This window comes from Pedobacter sp. G11 (genome assembly GCF_003860265.1).
Classification (GTDB): domain Bacteria; phylum Bacteroidota; class Bacteroidia; order Sphingobacteriales; family Sphingobacteriaceae; genus Pedobacter; species Pedobacter agri.
The window spans coordinates 3025565-3044181 of sequence record NZ_CP034190.1; the positions used below are offsets into that span (position 1 = coordinate 3025565).

At 36.8% G+C, this 18617-nt stretch carries 19 protein-coding genes and 4 tRNA genes; 13 read left to right on the forward strand and 10 right to left on the reverse strand.

The window, feature by feature from the left end; translation table 11 throughout:
• Positions 1-105: 105 nt before the first annotated feature.
• The 3 genes from EA772_RS13195 (at position 106) to EA772_RS13205 (ending at position 1246) form a co-directional block, all read left to right on the forward strand.
• Entirely contained in the window at positions 106-474 is a 369-nt protein-coding gene (locus tag EA772_RS13195) for a PleD family two-component system response regulator (RefSeq protein WP_010600797.1), read from the forward strand.
• A gap of 96 nt (positions 475-570) precedes the next feature.
• Complete coding sequence (tatA, locus tag EA772_RS13200) at positions 571-756, forward strand: twin-arginine translocase TatA/TatE family subunit (RefSeq protein ID WP_124913625.1); 186 nt, start codon at positions 571-573, stop codon at positions 754-756.
• 241 nt (positions 757-997) lie between these two features.
• Complete coding sequence (locus EA772_RS13205) at positions 998-1246, forward strand: hypothetical protein (protein WP_010600795.1); 249 nt, start codon at positions 998-1000, stop codon at positions 1244-1246.
• Positions 1247-1374: 128 nt separating this feature from the next.
• On the opposite strand, the gene EA772_RS13210 is transcribed toward EA772_RS13205, so the two are convergent.
• Both EA772_RS13210 and EA772_RS13215 read right to left on the reverse strand, forming a co-directional pair.
• Positions 1375-1458 (reverse strand) — tRNA-Leu (locus EA772_RS13210).
• A 72-nt stretch (positions 1459-1530) separates the two neighbouring features.
• A tRNA-Gly gene (locus EA772_RS13215) sits at positions 1531-1603 on the reverse strand.
• A 301-nt stretch (positions 1604-1904) separates the two neighbouring features.
• On the opposite strand from EA772_RS13215, the gene EA772_RS13220 reads away from it, so the two are divergent.
• Entirely contained in the window at positions 1905-4346 is a 2442-nt protein-coding gene (locus EA772_RS13220) for a carboxypeptidase regulatory-like domain-containing protein (RefSeq protein ID WP_124913626.1), read from the forward strand.
• A 129-nt stretch (positions 4347-4475) separates the two neighbouring features.
• On the opposite strand, the gene EA772_RS13225 is transcribed toward EA772_RS13220, so the two are convergent.
• The 3 genes from EA772_RS13225 to EA772_RS13235 form a co-directional block, all read right to left on the reverse strand.
• Positions 4476-4559, reverse strand: a tRNA-Leu gene (locus EA772_RS13225).
• Positions 4560-4627: 68 nt separating this feature from the next.
• Positions 4628-4703: transfer RNA gene (locus EA772_RS13230), tRNA-Gly, on the reverse strand.
• A gap of 94 nt (positions 4704-4797) precedes the next feature.
• On the reverse strand, positions 4798-5286 hold the full coding sequence (locus tag EA772_RS13235) for a regulatory protein RecX (protein ID WP_124913627.1): 489 nt from the start codon (positions 5284-5286) through the stop codon (positions 4798-4800).
• A gap of 62 nt (positions 5287-5348) precedes the next feature.
• Here EA772_RS13235 and EA772_RS13240 point away from each other — a divergent pair, with 62 nt between their 5' ends.
• The 3 genes from EA772_RS13240 to arsC all read left to right on the forward strand — a co-directional run bounded on the left by EA772_RS13240 (position 5349) and on the right by arsC (position 8868).
• A complete protein-coding gene (locus EA772_RS13240) occupies positions 5349-7808 on the forward strand; it encodes a bifunctional UDP-N-acetylmuramoyl-tripeptide:D-alanyl-D-alanine ligase/alanine racemase (RefSeq protein WP_124913628.1) in 2460 nt (819 codons plus the stop codon).
• Between the two features lie 116 nt (positions 7809-7924).
• On the forward strand, positions 7925-8515 hold the full coding sequence (locus EA772_RS13245; protein WP_010602196.1) for a DUF502 domain-containing protein: 591 nt from the start codon (positions 7925-7927) through the stop codon (positions 8513-8515).
• Between the two features lie 8 nt (positions 8516-8523).
• A complete protein-coding gene (gene arsC, locus EA772_RS13250) occupies positions 8524-8868 on the forward strand; it encodes an arsenate reductase (glutaredoxin) (RefSeq protein ID WP_124913629.1) in 345 nt (114 codons plus the stop codon).
• Between the two features lie 2 nt (positions 8869-8870).
• Here the strand turns inward: arsC and EA772_RS13255 are convergent, their stop codons facing one another.
• The 4 genes from EA772_RS13255 to EA772_RS13270 all read right to left on the reverse strand — a co-directional run bounded on the left by EA772_RS13255 (position 8871) and on the right by EA772_RS13270 (position 12258).
• A complete protein-coding gene (locus tag EA772_RS13255; protein ID WP_116170027.1) occupies positions 8871-9365 on the reverse strand; it encodes a hypothetical protein in 495 nt (164 codons plus the stop codon).
• A 24-nt stretch (positions 9366-9389) separates the two neighbouring features.
• A complete protein-coding gene (locus tag EA772_RS13260; RefSeq protein WP_124913630.1) occupies positions 9390-9890 on the reverse strand; it encodes a hypothetical protein in 501 nt (166 codons plus the stop codon).
• Positions 9891-10023: 133 nt separating this feature from the next.
• Positions 10024-10731, reverse strand: a complete 708-nt coding sequence (locus tag EA772_RS13265; protein WP_124913631.1) for a TIGR00730 family Rossman fold protein — start codon at positions 10729-10731, stop codon at positions 10024-10026.
• Between the two features lie 18 nt (positions 10732-10749).
• Positions 10750-12258, reverse strand: coding sequence for a sodium:solute symporter (locus EA772_RS13270; RefSeq protein WP_124913632.1), 1509 nt, complete (start codon positions 12256-12258; stop codon positions 10750-10752).
• A 141-nt stretch (positions 12259-12399) separates the two neighbouring features.
• Here EA772_RS13270 and recR point away from each other — a divergent pair, with 141 nt between their 5' ends.
• From recR to EA772_RS13290, 4 genes are all read left to right on the forward strand, one after another.
• A complete protein-coding gene (gene recR, locus EA772_RS13275) occupies positions 12400-13017 on the forward strand; it encodes a recombination mediator RecR (protein WP_124913633.1) in 618 nt (205 codons plus the stop codon).
• On the forward strand, positions 13017-13760 hold the full coding sequence (locus EA772_RS13280) for a phosphatidylinositol-specific phospholipase C/glycerophosphodiester phosphodiesterase family protein (RefSeq protein WP_124913634.1): 744 nt from the start codon (positions 13017-13019) through the stop codon (positions 13758-13760). The genes recR and EA772_RS13280 overlap by 1 nt, the downstream gene beginning before the upstream one ends.
• A gap of 32 nt (positions 13761-13792) precedes the next feature.
• Positions 13793-14611: an SDR family oxidoreductase gene (locus tag EA772_RS13285; protein WP_124913635.1), complete on the forward strand. Its 819-nt coding sequence runs from the start codon at positions 13793-13795 to the stop codon at positions 14609-14611.
• A gap of 195 nt (positions 14612-14806) precedes the next feature.
• The gene (locus EA772_RS13290; protein ID WP_124913636.1) at positions 14807-15643 is read left to right on the forward strand and encodes an alpha/beta hydrolase; all 837 of its coding nucleotides are present in this window, start codon (positions 14807-14809) and stop codon (positions 15641-15643) included.
• 48 nt (positions 15644-15691) lie between these two features.
• Here EA772_RS13290 and EA772_RS13295 read toward each other — a convergent pair whose 3' ends face one another.
• On the reverse strand, positions 15692-16639 hold the full coding sequence (locus EA772_RS13295) for an ion channel (protein WP_124913637.1): 948 nt from the start codon (positions 16637-16639) through the stop codon (positions 15692-15694).
• A 210-nt stretch (positions 16640-16849) separates the two neighbouring features.
• Between EA772_RS13295 and trpD the strand changes: the two genes are divergently transcribed.
• Positions 16850-17836, forward strand: coding sequence for an anthranilate phosphoribosyltransferase (gene trpD, locus EA772_RS13300; protein ID WP_116170266.1), 987 nt, complete (start codon positions 16850-16852; stop codon positions 17834-17836).
• On the forward strand, positions 17836-18477 hold the full coding sequence (locus EA772_RS13305; RefSeq protein ID WP_124913638.1) for a phosphoribosylanthranilate isomerase: 642 nt from the start codon (positions 17836-17838) through the stop codon (positions 18475-18477). The genes trpD and EA772_RS13305 overlap by 1 nt, the downstream gene beginning before the upstream one ends.
• The last annotated feature ends 140 nt before the right edge of the window (positions 18478-18617 follow it).

Sequence of the window (18617 nt, forward strand, 5' to 3'; positions counted from 1 at the left end):
TATTTTAATAGATGCTAAATAAACAAAACAATTTAATTTATCGGGGGTTAATTAATTGGTTTTTAAATAATTGAATTGGGAACGGATTAGAATAAAATTAACGAGATGGGAAAAAGTGTGTGTGTGCTAGAAGACGACGAGGGAATTAGGGATGTAATTATTCTGCTTTTAAGAGAAGAAAATTATGATGTAATGGGATTTTCAAGTATTGAAGATTTTAACTTAAATGCAAAAAACCTTACACCCGACTTATTTTTACTGGATGTGATGCTGCCTGATGGCAGTGGAATAGATATTTGTAGTGGCTTGAAAACCTCAGAAACTACCAAAAACATTCCTGTGCTAATGATGAGTGCACATGCAAAAATTGGTGAAATAAACAGAAGTTGCAATGCGCAAGGTTTTATTTCAAAGCCTTTTGATATCTATGATTTACTCAAGCGGGTAGATCATCAATTGAATTTGCCATCTTAAACTGAATTTATTTTAATTAATAAAAACCGGCGATATATATCAATCGTATATAATGATGTATTCGCTAGCGGATAACCTAAATATAAACCTGAAGAAATGTTAAACACAACCATCACAGCCATTTTAGGCGGGCCAGAAATGATCATTTTAGGCATTGCCATCCTTTTATTATTTGGCGGAAAAAAAATTCCGGAATTGATGAAAGGCCTTGGAAAAGGGATTAAAGAATTTAAGAACGGACAAGAAGGTACTGATGAACAAAAGGTACAAAAGGAAGTTTAAAAGATATTTACCTAGAATTACACACATTTACCGAAAAACATAAAAGCTTCAGACCACCATCTGAAGCTTTTTTTATTATCAATTTATCATAACTAGATATTATTTAACGTATTGACCATCATCTTGTTGAGAAATTTGGTTGTAAAATTAACTTTTAGATTACATAGAAAATAGTCACTAAAGCTATTTTTGGACTGTTCTTGAAAACAACTTAACACAAGAACCGAATGTTAAAAAACAAATGAAATATCTAGTTAAAGAAATAAGTGAAGGAAATTGCGACATCACTTTATTGCCAGAGAATTTAAATGACCGAAATCTTTTAATCGAAGCGACAAAAAACTTACCAGAAAACTATCAGGAAACTTTTCAATTTCATTATGAGCATGCCTTAAAAAACGAGGTTCATGATCAGGCCTCTTTTATCTCTCTCAATGAGGCGGAAAGTAATTATCCAAAACGGGTTAATGTAAATTATCAGATTATATAACACAACTTATTAAGGTCTTCAAAATTTGAAGGCCTTTTTTGTTATAAAGATTGTAGGATTGTTTCTTAAATTTCAAGACAAAAAAAAAGCCATCGGTTAAGATGGCTTTAGTTTCGATTTGTTTATTGTACTCGGGGCGGGAATCGAACCCGCACGCCTTTGAAAGCACAGGATTTTAAGTCCTGCGTGTCTACCAGTTCCACCACCCGAGCATTAGTCAGACCCGATAAATCGAGGTGATTAATGTTTTAAAATAAATGCCTTCCGGTAGGAAAGGCATTTAGAGCGAAAGACGAGATTCGAACTCGCGACCCCGACCTTGGCAAGGTCGTGCTCTACCAACTGAGCTACTTTCGCATTTTTAATACAATCGCTGTATTCCCTTTGGGGTTGCAAATATAGAAATATAAATTTCACTATCAAAAATATTTTAAAAAAAATGATAGCGTGCTGGCTGTAGATTTCATCAATTTGTAGCCTACCTAAATAAATATTATATTGGATGAAATTAACATTCTATCTCATGAAGCCTTTGTCCTTGTAAATCATCGAAACTTAGCGATTCTATAATTTCTCAAATGATAATCACCTTATTATTTGATGAACGCCTTCATCGCCTTTTTTTGATTTCTCGCAAACTGCATGTTAAACTAAAAAAATGAATAAACTCCTAAGCTTATTCCTGCTTATTTTCTTAATCGTTGAAACGGTATTTGCTCAGAAAATTGAAAGTACTGATATACTTAAGATTAGTGCTGCAGATTTAAGCTCAACTTTTGATGAGTACATTCAACATCATCCTCAAGAGCGTGTACATGTCCATTTCGACAAGGTAAGTTACAATCTAGGTGACACTGTTTGGTATAAAATATATGTAGTAAATAGCTTTAACCATCAGCTATCAGCCTTAAGTGGTGTTGTTCATGTTGAAATCATCAATGGTGATGGAATTATCCAGAAGAAACTTCATCCTGTAAACGCCGGAATGGCAAATGGTCAGCTATATTTATCAAATCAAATGTTTAAGGAAGGAGCATACAAATTCAATGTCTATACGCGACTCATGGCGGATGATTCAGCGAAAAATTATGCATTCAACTTAAATATTGGAAAAGATGTTAAGGTTTTGCCGGGCAGCAGTGAAGTAGCGAATGTGCTATTTTATCCGGAAGGCGGAACGTTTGTTGCTGGTTTGCGCTCGAAGTTTGTAGTTAGCACTGCAGGTTTACACGGTCGTCCACTGGTTTTAAGCGGCTATATTGTGGATGACCAGAATAAAAGAGTTGCTGAGTTTAACACAGGAAAATCAGGAATGGGAATGTTTGCAATCTCACCTAGAAGTGGAGCTAAATATACCGCCATAGTGGAGCAATTTAATGTGCAAAAACATTTTTCCTTACCAAAAGTTAGCGACAGTGGTTATGTACTGTCCGTAAATTCTATTTTTCAAGATACATTATTGGTCAGAGTTTCCAGGTCTGTAGTAAGTGAACCTGAGGCTCAGTTAGTTTTTTATTCCAAAGGAAGTATATTAAACGCAGTAGCTGTACCAATATCATCATCTAACACGGCAATAGTAAAAGTTCCTACAGCATCTTTTCCAGTAGGCTTAAATGAGGTTTTGCTATTTTCAAAATACAACAAGTTGCTTGCCAGCCGATCATTCTTTTTACCAGAGGTGAAGCCATCCAAAAACTCGTTGTCGTTAACACCAAACCAATATGCCAGCAGAGCACAGGTTAAAATAAATCTTAAAATCACCGATGCTACGGGCACAGGCGTCTCCGGAGGCTATTCCATCGCCGTGGCTAAAGTAGGCGAGCAAACGGGCGAAAATCAAAACAGGCCGACGATATGGTCAAGCCTTATTTTAGCTTCGAATACCGATCAGTTTGATGATCGTAATTTTTTAAATTTTGATCCGCTAAGTGATACCGGAAGAGCAGAACTGGATATGAAGTTGCTTAGCCAGCAATCAAGCATGTCCACTTTGCAGGGCGGGCTAACAGGGAACCAAAATTTACCTCAACTGACGCCGGAAAAAACTTTGTCAATAGGCGGAAAGGTCATGAAAACGAATGGTGAGCCTATGGCCGGAGCAAAAGTAAACCTATTTTCTGTCAAGGATATGATCCTCATTGATACAATAGCTGACGATCAGGGCAGGTTTTTGTTTCAAAATTTCGCGATTTTAGATAGTGCCGATGTGGTAATCAGAGTAATCAACATTGGTGCAGAAAAAAATGTGAAGATCCTATTGGATGATGCGACATGTCCTTCAAAAAACACAGTAGATGAGCACATTGTTCCAGATTCTTCTGGAATCAATCCGACGCAGGTAAAAGGTCAGGATACAATGATTTCACCAGGCCGTAAAAAAGAAAAGATAAATGAATTAAAAACTGTAGAAATTGCGGCAAAACGCCGACCAGTAATTCCTGGTTCAGCGTATCCATTTGCTGCTCCACCGCCTGATTATACCATTGAAGCGGAAGAACTTCATAAGATTATAAATTTGATTGATTACTTAAGAAGCAGACTAATAGGAGTAACGGTAATTAATAATAAAGTTGTGAGTCCTGGTGGAGGGCAGTTGCTACTTTTACTTAACGGGTTAAACATTGAGGATTTATCTTTTGTAGATCCCAGATCGTTAACAGGGGTGCAAATAGTTAGGGGTGGACTTATAGCGAAAAATATGGCAAATTCAGTACATCAACCGCATGGGGCGGATCCCAGCGAAGTGAATGTTTATGGTCAACACGTCAAGAACGGTATTATATTTCTGACCTCCAATCACCATAATCCAAATTTTAACCGGAATCCTGAGCAAACTACGGGTATCATCAAAAAAAGGATCATGGGATTTTCTGCTCCAAAAAACTTCTCTGCGCCAGATTATCTAAATAACACAAACAATTCAATACCAGATCGTCGCAATCCCTTATACTGGAACCCCAATATCATCACTGGAAAAGATGGAATAGCGGAAATAGATTTCTTTACTTCTGATGAAAAAGGGAAATACCAGGTTACATTGGAAGGGATAGGCGTGAATGGGCAGATTACCCGGGAAGTAGCTTTTTTTACCGTGGAATAATTTATATCGTCCTTATTCAAGATCCGCGAAGCTTAATTACCGCGAGATATGCTGATGTGTCCATAGCCGAATTTGAATCAAACAAAAAAGCCATCGGTTAAGATGGCTTTAGTTTCGATTTGTTTATTGTACTCGGGGCGGGAATCGAACCCGCACGCCTTTGAAAGCACAGGATTTTAAGTCCTGCGTGTCTACCAGTTCCACCACCCGAGCATTAGTCAAACCCTAAAAAAGGAAGTGATTAATGTCTTAAAATAAATGCCTTCCGTCCGGAAGGCATTTGGAGCGAAAGACGAGATTCGAACTCGCGACCCCGACCTTGGCAAGGTCGTGCTCTACCAACTGAGCTACTTTCGCATGAAACAAAACCGATATGCTGTTTCGTTTTGGTGATGCAAATATAGACAGATTTCTATTTCTGTCAAGGGATTTTTTATTAAAAGTTTAATATTTAATTTAAATTGCTGGCTTTCAGTACCACTAAAATTAATTCATTTTCAAATCCACGCCCCTGGAGGTAGCTCATCAACTTCATTTTTCTTTTCAAAGGGTTTGATTCATGTAGAAATTCTGCTTTCTTTTCAGCCAATGCAGTTAGGGTATTCAGATAATCATCTTCATCTATACTATATAGCGCTTTTTGCAGAAGTCTGTCGGGTATACCTTTTAGTTTTAAGCCCTGTTTAATTTTAACACGACCCCACTTTTTGATGTTGAACTTACCGGAGGCATACTGTTTTGCAAAACGCTCTTCATTCAAAAAATTATCAACAATAAGTTCAGACAAAATTTCTTCGAGTTCATCGCCTCTGATTCCCCACTCAACCAATTTATACCGAACTTCCTTTTGCGAACGCTCCTGGTAAACACAAAAGCTTTCAGCTTTGGCTAATGCCTGTTTTTTATCTAATATTGCTGCTTCTTGTTTACCGCTTTTCATAATTATTTATTGAACTTCGTAAAAGTAAACACGATTAACGTATTTTTCTGAATATAATTAAAATGCTAAAACCGATTTATACCATTTCCAGAATTGCCGAAATTTTAAATGCCGATGCTAAATTAATTGATGAACAAGCCTTTATACAGTATCTGGTAATTGATAGCCGATCGGTTTTAGTGCCGGAAAATTCGTTGTTTTTTGCTTTAGCTTCGCATCGAAACGGACATGAGTTTATTCCTGATGCTTATCATAGAGGCATCAGAAATTTCGTCATTACCGAAGAAAAATATCTCAGCGAATATCCAGATTGCAATTTCATAATTGTAAATGATGTTTTGGAGGCATTACAAAAACTGGCCACTGCTCATAGAAACCATTTTAATTTAAAAACCATCGGCATTACGGGAAGCAATGGGAAAACGATTGTGAAGGAATGGTTGTATCAGCTTCTGGCTGCAGATTATAATATTGTTCGAAGTCCCAAAAGTTTCAATTCACAAATTGGTGTGCCGCTTTCTGTATGGCAGATTGATGTAGATCATGACCTTGGTATTTTCGAAGCTGGAATTTCTGCCGTTGATGAAATGGAAACATTGGCGGATATAATCAGACCTGAAATTGGGATTTTGACCAATATCCGCGAAGCACATGCTGAAGGTTTCAATTCTAAAAAAGAAAAATTAGTAGAAAAACTTAAATTATTCAAAGCTGCTGATCTATTGATTTATTCTCCTGAATATGTGTCAGACATCAGTTTTAAAGATTTGCCAGGAAAAAAACATTTTAGCTGGAGTACTTCTCAAGCTGCAGATTTGCGCATTATTGCTGTTGAACCAATTGAGGGAAATTGTTATCTGCAAGCCATCTACCAAGACCGCGAGATAGAATGCATGCTGCCTTTTAAAGATAAAGCATCCATAGAAAATGGTATGATATGCTGGGCAACTTTGCTTGCTTTGGGATATTCGCCTGAACAGGCTGACCAACGTTTAGAAAAACTGAGTCACGTAAGTATGCGCTTGGAACTGAAGAACGGTATTAACCAATGTTCTATTATCGATGATTCCTATAGCGCAGATATTTCCTCACTGGCGATAGCGCTGGACTTTTTAAATCAACAAAATCAGCATCCAAAGAAAACGGTAATTCTTTCTGAATTGTTTGAAACCGGCCGGGATGACTTGGATTTATATACTGAAATTGCGGATTTATTGGCGCAGAAAAAAGTTTCTAGGTTAATTGGTATTGGACCGCATATTTCTAAATATGGCGAACTTTTCAAGTTTGAAACGCAATTTTTTGATAATACAAACGCTTTTGTAGATGCTTTTCCAGGTTTACAATTTAGCCATGAAACGGTATTGGTTAAAGGTGCCCGGCGTTTCGATTTTGGAAGGATAAGCAAACTTCTTACCCAGAAAATTCACGATACTGTCTTGGAGATCGATTTGAATGCGATGGTAGGTAATTTGCAGTTTTATCGCTCGAAAATAAAGCCGGGTGTTAAAATTATGGCTATGGTAAAAGCGTTTTCCTACGGTAGTGGTAGCTTCGAAATTGCAAATTTGTTGCAATTTCATAAAGTTGATTATTTGGCAGTTGCTTACGCAGATGAAGGTATCGCTTTGCGGAAAGCCGGGATTACGTTGCCCATTATGGTTATGAGCCCAGAAGAATCTGCTTTCGAAGCCCTTATCAAATATCGTTTAGAACCCGAAATTTACAGCCTGGAAATTTTAAATAGTTTTTTAAATGCATTGTCAGATTACGAATTCGATTACCCGATTCATATCAAGATTGATAGTGGTATGCACAGGCTCGGCTTTGATTCTGATGAAATAGAAAAACTATTATTGTTATTGAGCGATTCTCAGCGGTTAAATGTGAAAAGCATCTTTTCGCATCTTGTTGCCAGTGGAGAAGCTGAACACGATGGATTTACTCAACAACAGATTGAAAAATTTAGTCTTATCGCCAGTCAGTTAATTGCTGCTTTGGGCTACAAGCCATTGCTACATATTGCGAACACTTCGGGCATCAGTCGCTGGCCTAACAACCAAATGGATATGGTGCGTTTGGGCATAGGTTTGTACGGCTTTGATGCCGCGTTAACTAACAACCGCGGACTACAAACCGTAATGACACTCAAAACTACCGTGACGCAAGTAAAGAATTTAAAAGCAGGCGAAACAGTAGGGTATAGCAGGAGAGGCGTAATGCCTTACGGCGGGAAAATCGCAACCGTAAAAATTGGTTATGCGGATGGCTATAACCGGGCATTTGGAAATGGTGTCGGGAAAATGTTGATCAATGGTCAGCTCGTGCCTACAATTGGTTCCATTTGTATGGATATGACTATGCTTGATATTACCGGCATTGATGTAAAGCCAGGTGATGAGGCAATTGTATTTAATCAGGATCATACCATCATGCAACTCGCCGAAGACGTTGGCACCATTCCATACGAAATACTTACCAATATCTCTCAGCGGGTAAAGCGGGTTTATTTTTATGAATAATACAGTAATCAGTTGTGATATCGCTGAAATGTTTAAGATGCTTTTAAATCGATATTTTGAATGATTACGCAATTTAACAATCAACCGATTTGCCGAATTTTAGCTAAGTTTGCAGCATGAATAAAGTCGGGAAAGCTATTTTAAACTATCTGATTAAAGGTTTATTAATTGTTGTACCCATTGCAGTGAGTATTTTCATTGTTGTTTGGGCAGTTACTACAGTAGATAGCTGGTTGAACATAAATAATATTTTAGGCGTAAACCCGAAAACAGGAGAAAGCAGAAACATTCCGGGTTTAGGTTTGCTCACGGTACTTACGATCATTTTAGCGGCAGGAATTTTTGTAACCAACCTGGTTACCGAACCCATGTACAACTGGTTTCAGCGGATAATGCACCGATTACCTTTGCTGAATTTCATTTACTCATCTATTAAAGATTTAACTGAAGCTTTTGTAGGCGATGAAAAGAAATTTAATCATCCTGTGTTGGTAGAGGTGGAAGGCGGTTTGAAAAAGATCGGTTTTCTGACTCAAAATGATTTACATAAACTGGAGCTGCCAGATGATGTGGCAGTTTATTTTCCATTATCTTACTCATTTGCAGGTCAGCTATGCATTGTAAAGCGTGATAAAGTGAAAGACTTAAATATGAGTGCAGCAGATGCAATGAAGTTGGTGGTAAGTGGCGGCGTAAGTGGCCTTTAACTCATTTTATGATTCAGATCTATCACAATAACCGATGTACGAAAAGTCGCCAGGCTTTACAGGCTCTTGAAACTAGTGGAAAGGAGTTTGAAGTAATTTATTATTTGGAAACACCCCCAGATTTATTGCAGTTAAAGGGGCTGATTGAAAAGTTAGGCGTTAAACCCATTGAACTTATTCGTAAAACAGAAAAAATTTACCTAGAAAAATACAAGAACAAATCTTTAAGTGATGAGGCCTGGTTGGAAGCTATGGTTCAGCACCCAATACTAATAGAAAGGCCAATTGTAGTTTCAGGAAACCAGGCTGTTGTAGCCAGACCGTTGGAAAAGATTAACGAACTCCTAAAATAGTTCTAAAAAATGTTTCTTACAAACGATAAGAAGAGTACAAATAAAACCATTCCGTAAATAATTCTGGTATAATATTCACGAATAAATAAACCAGTAAAAATCAATAGTTCATCATCTGCATTGCTATGAATTAATCCACTGCTTGATGAGGAATTGTAAATAATTTGTTTGTCTAAATGGTTGTTCAATGTCCACCTGCTTAACCAGCTGTTTTGGAAACTCCAATCTAAATTTTCTCCGCTTGCTAGAATGATTTTTGCTTTAAACGCCATCCAATCATACCGGATGGTGGCCAAAACTTCATGATTACTGTTAAAAACTTTGGTTTCCGGATTGCTATAACCGTCGCTTCGTAATAAATAAATTCCTTTTTGGGTAGTAGCAATTGCAGTATTTTTCAATGGACTAAAATTCAACGAAAATTTTAAATACGCCTGCTCAAATACCTGATAATTACTATCAAATAACCCTTTTCTCCAATTTAATATTTTTTCCATACCACAGGGTAAATTGTAATTTGTTTAATTCCAGGTAATTGTTGCAACCATGATAGGCATAAAACATGCAATCACTGCAGCTGCTTTTTTGTTATAAATCTGTTTGATAAACAATCCAGCAATAATCAGCAATTTGTTATCCGAGTCTGACGAGATCGTTCCCGATTTGCCATTTGTGCTATATAACACATTTGTGTCCTTAAAGTTGGAAACAATCCATTCTGATTTCCAAAAACTTGTTGGTTTCCATTCATATTGTTCGCCCGATTTCATGCTGATGATGGCTTTCGATTTCCAGCTATCATAAGTAATAATGGCGATCAGTTCATTCGTTTTTCTATCAATCACATTTGTTTTCGATTGCCAAAAACCAACATTGGTAAATAAATAATGCTGATCTTCAAATACGGTTTCCGCATTGCTTGTCCAGCTATTAAATTTAATTGCACCCTTCTGTATACCATCAACAAACAGTTCAAAATTCGAGTTAAACCAATTGCTTTTCCAATTAATATACTTTGCCATTTGAGTTGCGTTTTAGTTTAGATAGCAGATTTATTAACTTGTTACAACGGAGATTTGTCATAAAAAAATAGGTGCCTGTGGAAACAAACACCTATTAATATTATTGATTTAAAATTACCCAGATGCTAAAGCTTTAGAAGTTAGGCTTCAATACATATTTATCATAGAACCTAAAGATATGCTCTGCAGCTTCTTCAGCAGTATCTACCAATCTGAATAAATTTAAATCCTCCTCATGTATGTTATGCTCTTTTTGTAGCATGGTTCCCTTAATCCAATCGATCAGGCCACTCCAGTAATCCTTGCCTAAAAGCACAATTGGGAAACGGGCAATTTTACCTGTTTGAATTAATGTCAAAGCCTCAAAAAGCTCATCCATGGTTCCGAAACCACCTGGAAGTACCACAAAACCCTGACTATATTTCATGAACATTACCTTGCGAACAAAGAAGTAGTCAAACTCCAGCAATTTATTGTGATCGATATATTTGTTATGAAATTGCTCAAACGGTAATTCGATATTTAAACCAACTGATTTACCGCCATTGCTGTAAGCTCCTTTATTTCCAGCCTCCATAATACCAGGACCACCACCGGTAATTACACCGTAACCCCGATCGGTTAATAACTTACCGCACTGTTCTGCTAATTGATAATATCTGTTTGTTTCTGCAGTACGGGCAGATCCGTAAATGGTAACGCATGGACCAATTTTAGCCAGCTTCTCAAAGCCATCTACAAACTCGGCCATTATTTTAAAAATCTGCCAGGAATCGGTTACTTTAATTTCCTGCCAATCTTTGTTTTCAAAAGCACTTCTAATTTTTTCTTCACTCGTCATATATACTGTATTCTTATATTAAAATTTAGTTTGCGCATCAGTTTTTTTGCTGATGAAGAGCAAACCGATAAAGGTGATCAAACCGTTAATCAAAATCAGTTCGACACTAAAAACATATCCACCCAATATTTCTTTGGAATAGCTTGAAAGCAAGTAACATAAAAAAGGCGATAAAATGCAAATAATTGGAACTAATTTATCGCGTAAACCTCTGTTTTTTACAAATAAACCAAAACTATAAAGGCCTAAAAGTGGTCCATAAGTGTATGACGCGATTGTAAAAATCAAACTCACAACTGATGAACTGTTCAGCGCATTTATTACAATAATTACCAAAAACATCAGAATAGAAAATGTAATGTGAACGGTATGGCGTTTTTTAACAGCATTTTCCGCATTAATATTTTCTTTTTTATCCATGCCTAAGAAGTCGACACAAAAAGATGTTGTTAATGCCGTCAGGGCTGAGTCTGTAGTAGCAAAGGTAGCAGCTGTTAAGCCTAGCATAAATATAATTGCGGGCACTGCACCGAGGTTGTTCAAAGCAATTTCTGGGAAGAGTAAATCGGTTCTAGGCTTTCCGGTGATGTGATCTAAAGGGATATCGATTCCATTTTTTGCAGCGAAAATATACAATAAAGCACCAACGCTCAGGAAAAATACATTTAGTACTACAAACACACCAGTAAAAGTGAACATATTTTTCTGTGCCTCTTTGATGGTGCTCATACTCAGGTTTTTCTGCATCAAATCCTGGTCTAAACCCGTCATTGCAATGGTTACGAAAATACCGCCAATAAATTGTTTACTGAAATACCATTTATTGGTTAAGAAATCATCCCAGAAAAATATTTTAGAATAACTACTGTCTTTAATGGTTTCAAACGCCTGAGGAATACTAAAGTTTAGGCTGTTGCAGATAAAATAAATCGTCAGGAAAACCGAAAGCACTAAAAAGAATGTTTGCAGTGTATCGGTAATGATGATGGTTTTTAAACCGCCCTTAAAGGTGTACGACCAGATTAATGCAAGCGAAATTAATACGGTTAACCAGAATGGAACACCATAATTATCAAATATGAAACGTTGCAGAACAATAACTACTAAATAAAGTCTGGTGGCTGAACCCAGGGTTCTGCTCAGCAAAAATATCGATGCCGCAGTTTTGTAGCTATAATAACCTAAACGTTGTTCTATGTAGCTGTAAATGGATGTTAATCTCATCCGGTAATAAAGCGGAAGCAATACGGTACAGATAATAATGAAGCCAACCGCATTCCCCAAAACAAATTGAAAATACTGAAACTGATTACCTGCCGGGGCACCAACTTCTCCAGGAACTGAAATAAATGTAACGCCAGAAAGCGCTGTGCCAATCATTCCAAAGGCTACCAAGTACCATTTTGAATTTCTATTGGCAACAAAAAATGAGTTATTATCAGATGAATCTTTAGAAGTGACAAATGAAATAATAATCAGCAATAAAAAGTAGCCGATTAAAAAGCATAATAGTATAGTTGGTGACATAATTTGGTTTTAAGCTGATAAATGTAAGAAATTAATATTAGTTGTTTGGCTGGTTAAATTGTTAGTTTTTTGGTTCAGATACAAAATAACTAAAAAACCAAAGCACTAAAAAACCAAACAACTATTTCATATTTTTGCATCATGAATTTTTCATCCAAACTGCTGGAAGATGCGGTAAACGAATTTTCGAAATTACCAGGTGTAGGGCAAAAAACAGCGTTAAGACTAGTTTTACATCTGTTAAATAAAGAACAGGAGGAGGTTAACCAGTTTGGAAATACTTTGATTAAGCTAAAACAGCAAATTAAGAATTGCAGTGTTTGCTATAATATTTCTGATCATACCATTTGTGAAATCTGCACCTCGCATAAGCGGGATAAGGAAACGATTTGCGTGGTGGAAGATACCCGCGACGTAATGGCAATTGAAAATACAGGTCAGTATTTCGGTGTATACCATGTGCTCGGAGGATTAATTTCGCCCATGGATGGAATAGGTCCTACAGATTTATACATCGATGGGTTAGTTCAGCGGGTTTCTACCGGTGGGATAAAGGAAGTGATTTTGGCTTTGAGCCCAAATATGGAAGGTGACACCACTTTGTTTTACCTGTATAAAAGATTAAAAGAATTCAACATTCCAATTACTACCATTGCAAGAGGAATCGCTTTTGGTGGAGAACTGGAATATACGGATGAAATTACACTCGGCCGCTCAATTGTTACCCGTGTGCCTTATGAAAATGCAATGATGAAATAATGGCGAAGCAAATTATAGTATTTTTTTGTTTGCTGATTTTAACTTTCGATTCAAATGCGCAAGTTAAAATCCATTCGCACAACGACTACACTCATTTAAAGCCATTTTACGATGCGGTAGCAAATAAAGCATTTTCTATCGAGGCAGATGTTTTTGTAGTGGGCGATTCTTTAATCGTAGCACACAGCAAAAAGGAAATTAAGGCTGGAAATACGCTGGAAAAGCTTTACCTAAAACCAATTGCTGCACTATATCAAACAAAAGAATTTTATAGTTTTCAGCTGATGATTGATTTCAAAGATAGCTGGGCAATAACTTACCCTGTGTTAGAAAAGACTTTAAAACCTTTTAAACGATATTTATCTAAAGGAAATAAAAAAATCACCATTGTCATCAGTGGTAACCGTCCGCCAGATTCTACTTTTCATTCTTTTAATGTAGTAAGTTTTGACGGTTTGCCAGATGTAAATTATCGCTCAACAGATTTAAAAAAGATCACGATGATCAGCGATAATTTTGCTAAATATTCAAAATGGAAAGGTGTTGGCAAGATTACGGAAACAGACAAAGCTCGGTTAAAAGCTTTAATTGATCATGCGCATGAAATAGGGAAGCCTTTTCGCTTTTGGGGTGCTCCAGATCATCAGGCCTCCTGGAAATTATTGTATGATTTAGGTGCCGACATCATAAACACAGATCAGGTAGCCAAAGCAAGCAGTTATTTTAATACACAATTACAATAAGGATCAGGTCTTGCTATTTATACTTAAACAAAATGGATTTAAAAAATAAAGTCATCATCATTACAGGTGCATCAAGCGGAATCGGAAAAGCCTGCGCAGAAGAATTCGCCAGGCGTGGTGCGAATCTGGTTTTGGCTGCCCGTCAGTATGTTACCCTTTGCGAAATCACAGCTAACCTGGAGAAAGAGTATGGCATCCGAGCTGTAGCTGTTCAAGCAGATGTAAGTAAGGAAGCGGATTGCGAATTGATTATTAAACAAACCTTGGTTTCTTTTCAAAAGATTGATGTCCTGGTGAACAATGCTGGGCTATCCATGCGTGCCTTATTCAATGATTTAGATTTATCAGTATTAAAAAACCTGATGGATGTAAACTTTTGGGGAACAGTATATTGCACAAAATACGCCTTGCCTGAGATCCTAAAAACCAAAGGAACGGTAGTTGGAATTTCTTCTATCGCAGGTTATCGTGGTTTGCCAGGAAGAACAGGTTATTCGGCTTCTAAATTTGCCATGAATGGCTTTATGGAATCATTACGTACTGAACTTTTAAAAACCGGTGTAAATGTTTTGGTGGCTTGCCCGGGATTTACCGCTTCTAATATCAGAGTTACTGCGCTTTCGAAAGATGGGGCAGCACATGGCGAAACCAGCATGGATGAGGGCAAAATGATGACATCAGAGGAAGTAGCCAATATCATCGCCAACGGCATTGAAAAGCGTAAACGTACTTTAATCATGACGGGGCAAGGGAAGTTAGCCGTGTGGATGAATAAGTTATTTCCAGCTTTTGTAGATCAAAAGGTTTTCAATTTGTTTGCAAAAGAGAAAAACCCATTGATAAAAGCATAAAGATTAAATGTAAGATGTAACATGGAAAATGGAATTTTAAATATCGGTTGAGATGTTTGATGTAGGATACGTGATGGCTTTATGATTCATTATCCATTATCCATTTTCTATCTTCCATCATCCATCACTTATTTTAAGAAAATCCGCTACCCCAACAATTTCGTTAATTTATTGTTGAAAAGAAAAAGCTTCAATATGCTTAAGAAACTGTTACCAATAATGCTCTTATTCCAAACTATTTTATCTTCTGCGCAGGTAAAAACAGCTAAAAATATTAACTACGCTGGCAATACCGAAGTTAAAAATACACTAAACATTTTTTATAAAAGCGATGGAATAGCGAATAAACCAGTTTTGGTTTTTATTCATGGCGGGTCCTGGAGCAGTGGTAAAAAGGAAACGTATTGGTGGTTGGGTAGAAATTTTGCAAGAAAAGGTATTGTAACTGTAATTATCAATTATCCATTAGCACCCTCGGCTCAATATGAAAAAATGGCTGGAGATTGTGCTCTAGCAGTAAAATGGGTTAAGGAAAATATTGAAAATTATCAGGCCAGTGGCGATAAAATCTTTGTGATGGGGCATTCCGCTGGTGCACACCTGGGCGAATTAATCAATGCCGACCCACAATACTTTCAGCAAGCTGGGATTAAAAATCCAATTAGGGGAATGATTCTGAATGACCCTTTTGGCTTAGATATTTTTGAGTATTTAACATCAGCAGAAAAGGACAATTATTATTATGATTTCTTAAGAACTTTTACCGATCAGCCTGCAGTTTGGCAAAAAGCTTCGCCGTTAGAATATGTAAATAATATCAAAAACCCACATTTGCTTTTTTACGGCGGGAAAACTTACGGCGCCATTAAAATACAAACCCCAAGGTTATATGAAAAACTGAAAGCCAATAAGGTCGCTGTAGAAATTAACGAAGTAAATGGTAAAAGTCATGTGCCAATGATAAGCCAGATGATATTTGGATCCAACGGTTTGTATAAAGCAATTGTGGAATTTATTAACAAGTTCACGTAGTCATAAAAGGTTTTAAATCTTCCGAGATTAGCATAAAACACTTTGTGTTTAACCGATCACTACCTTTTCCGTTCGGTCAAATAAGCTATAGTCCATTACCATTTTGCCTTCTTCATTGTGATAATGCATAATCTTAAATTTTGCATTCCACTCAATATCCTCATCCTGATAGCTGGTACGGGTATGAATGGTTTGTGCAAAAGTATCATCAAAAGCAGTTAAAATTACGAAAATCTCTACCTCTGCAAGGGTTAATTCTGCAAGGCTTTTTTCGAAAATTGGGCTATCTTCATTAATTGGATGCACCAATGTCCAGTTCAGCGAGAGCATGCTAATTTTACTTCGTTCCAGTTGCAGTGGGTAAAAGCTCCGTTTTAGTTTCCCATCAACGGTTTCATTAAACGTCATATACATCTGTGCTTCTACATCTATTAAAGAATTTTTTCGCAAATTTACTAATCGACACATTAAACCTGTGTGGTTTTGGTAGGGCGCAACAACCATCTTTTTACTAAAAGATACCTTTGATGTTGGTCTGCTGAAACGACCATACAGTAGCCCAGTTGCTAATGCAAAAGCCAGTAAACCCAACATACTCTCGAAAGCGGCGAGTACGCTTGTGATAAAACCTTGCGGTGAAATATGTCCATAACCTACGGTTGAAATGGTTTGGGCCGAGAAAAAGAATGCATCGAAAAACTGGTCACGCAAGGTTGTACCTTTTGCGCCATCCAAATTTTCAATTCCGATAATGTTGTAGGCAACCGCAAAAATGGTGTTTACGATGAGGTATGCAGTTAAAATGACCAGGAAAAATCTGGTCCAGCTCATGGTTACCAAACGGGTATAGGTATCGTCGAATTTGAACCAAGGTAAGCCAGTACGCTCAATATTTGGTGTGCCATCAGTATTTAATACGCGTTGATTTTTGATTACCGGAACAGAGCCGAAACCTAAATCATCATTGAATTGAACTTTTCTTTTGAAAAAAGCCATATATTTTAGAAAGATTTTGGAATTATAAAAAAGTATATCAATATTTGTTCATACAAAAATGATTATTAAAAACTTAAATAACAATTGGTGGTGGCATAACGAAATTCGTTAGGCAAATTCTGTTGTTATATATTTTAAAATATTTTATAAACGATGAAAAGGATTGCCCAAAAAGCAATCCTTTTTTTATGGGCTTTCGGGAAAATTAGTATGAAAAAGATATTGAACCATTTATTCGAAAACAAGAGTTTCAGTAGGGAAGAGGCTAAAAGCATCCTGATTTCTATATCACAGGGTGAATTTAATTCTTCTCAAATTGCGGCATTTATTACGGCTTACGCCATGCGTAATATTACGGTGCAAGAGTTGCAAGGTTTTAGAGATGCGATGTTGGATTTAGGTGTTAAAACTGACTTTTCTGATTTCGAATTAATTGACCTTTGTGGTACTGGCGGCGATGGAAAAGATACGTTCAATATTTCTACGCTTTCCTCTTTTGTAGTGGCCGGCGCCGGCCATAAAGTGGCAAAACATGGAAATTATGGTGTTTCTTCGGGCTGCGGTTCTTCAAACGTAATGGAATACTTAGGCTATTCTTTTACAAACGATCAGGATGTTTTAAAGCGTAACCTTGATACGGCAGGAATTTGCTTTTTACATGCACCGCTTTTTAACCCGGCTATGAAAATAGTAGCACCAATACGAAAAGATTTAGGGATTAAAACTTTCTTTAATATGTTAGGTCCGATGGTTAATCCATCACAACCGAAATATCAGATGGTTGGCGTTTTCAGCCTGGAACTTGCTCGTTTATACAATTATTTATATCAGGATACGACTAAAAGCTATACCATTGTGCATGCACTGGAAGGTTATGATGAAATTTCACTTACCTGCGATGTGAAAACATTTAATAACAAAGGCGAGAGCATTTTAACTTTGAATGATATGGGCTTTGATAAGGTTGCAGTGAACGATATTAAAGGTGGCGATACGGTAGAATCATCAGCTAAAATCTTTATGAATGTACTAAATGGCGAAGCAACGGATGTTCAAAACAATGTGGTGCTTTGTAACTCGGCTTTAGCCATAAAAACCATTAAGCCAAGTGCGACTTTTGCAGATTGCTTTTACGAAGCTGAAGAATCTTTAATGAGTAAAAAAGCGTTAGAAAGCTTTAAAAAATTAGTAGCCTGATGAATGGTTTAAAATTAAAGGTGTGCGGAATGAAGTTCGCGGCGAACATTGCTGCTGTTGCGAGCCTCCAACCTGACTATTTGGGATTCATATTTTATGAGAAATCGCCAAGATTTATTAGTGATGTTTCGGCAGAGTTAATTAAATATATTCCATCAGAAATCAAAACAGTTGGTGTATTCGTAAATGAAGATTTGGAAACTATTAAGAAAAAAGTAAATCTAAATCAGTTAAAAGCTGTTCAATTACATGGAAGTGAGTCGACAGAATATTGCAGCGAATTAAAATCTACTTTTTCAAGTTTGGAAGTCATTAAGGCTTTTGGTGTAGATGAAGAATTTGATTTTACTCAGCTGAAGGATTATATGGACGTGGTAGATTATTTCCTGTTCGATACGAAGACAAAAGCACACGGCGGTTCAGGAAAGACATTCGACTGGAAAATTTTAGAAGATTATAAATACGATAAACCTTACTTTTTAAGTGGGGGGATTGATTTGGAACATGCAGAAGCCATTTCAACAATAAAAGATGAGCGGTTATATGCGTTAGATATAAATAGCCGATTTGAAACTGAGCCAGGTGTTAAGGATGTAGAGAAGATTAAGGCATTTGTTGTAAAATTGAATACCACACTGTAATACTGAGGCACAAAGTATCTGTAAGTGATGAAAACCTGTTGTCAATAATTAACAGATTCTTCTTGCCTCATAAATAGCTTGTCATTCTGAGCTTGTCGAAGAAATTAATGTATTTCTATAAGCGCAATGTGACAGCAAAT